The organism is Streptococcus oralis, assembly GCF_019929345.1.
Taxonomy (GTDB): Bacteria; Bacillota; Bacilli; order Lactobacillales; family Streptococcaceae; genus Streptococcus.
Genome location: NZ_JAHZPJ010000032.1, coordinates 1 through 739, shown reverse-complemented (window position 1 = coordinate 739; position 739 = coordinate 1). Strand labels below are relative to the sequence as shown.

Sequence of the window (739 nt, the reverse complement as noted above, 5' to 3'; positions counted from 1 at the left end):
TCCAGGAGTTTCTCCTGATAATTGAAACTCCAGTTCTCGTTGTCCTTGCATGGCTGCCAGATTTCGCTGGAAGTTCTGTTTTCGAACTCCCAACTCTGCATTGAGATTCTCAAGTTTTTCAGATACCTTCTCTGCCCCTGAAGCCATGGCTCGATTCTTCACATTGGAAACACGGTTCTTGAAGTTATCAAAACCTTCTCCTACTTGAACCTTGACATCACCTGTCTTAGTCTTGATATCCGTCCAAGCTGTGCGGACTCGATCTTTGAGGTTGGTTTTAAAGCCAGTCGCTTCACCACTACGGATATCGACATTGCCAGTTTTACTTGCTCGGAAAGCTTTGTATTTGTTTCCAAGGTGACCAATGGTACGACCAACTAGCTGACTAGTCGCAAGGTTGGTCAGCGCCATTTTCGGATCTTCATTGAAGTCATGACCAAACTGGGCGACATCGTAGGCATTGGCTCCATAACGAGCAGCCTTATCCGCATTTAGCAAGCCTTGCGAGACAGTGCGCTCTGTCAGGTTGGCACCCTTCATATAGGTACCGATACCACCTGATGCTAGAGTCGTAACTGCCTCTGCACCGGCCCACAATCTCTGCTCTGTTGACAGAACCTCACCTGTAATGGTCTCTCCTGAAATCGCTCGATAGGCAGCTTCGCCCCCTAAAAGAGTCGTGCCTATAGCTAAGCTCGCAGGAGCTAAGAGACCACCTGAGGCAACCGTGCCGACGATC

General features: G+C 49.0%; 1 pseudogene. It reads right to left on the bottom strand.

Features of this window, described 5'->3' with window-relative positions:
* Positions 1 to 739 (bottom strand): annotated as a pseudogene (locus tag K1I97_RS10075) (hypothetical protein); the annotation flags it as partial.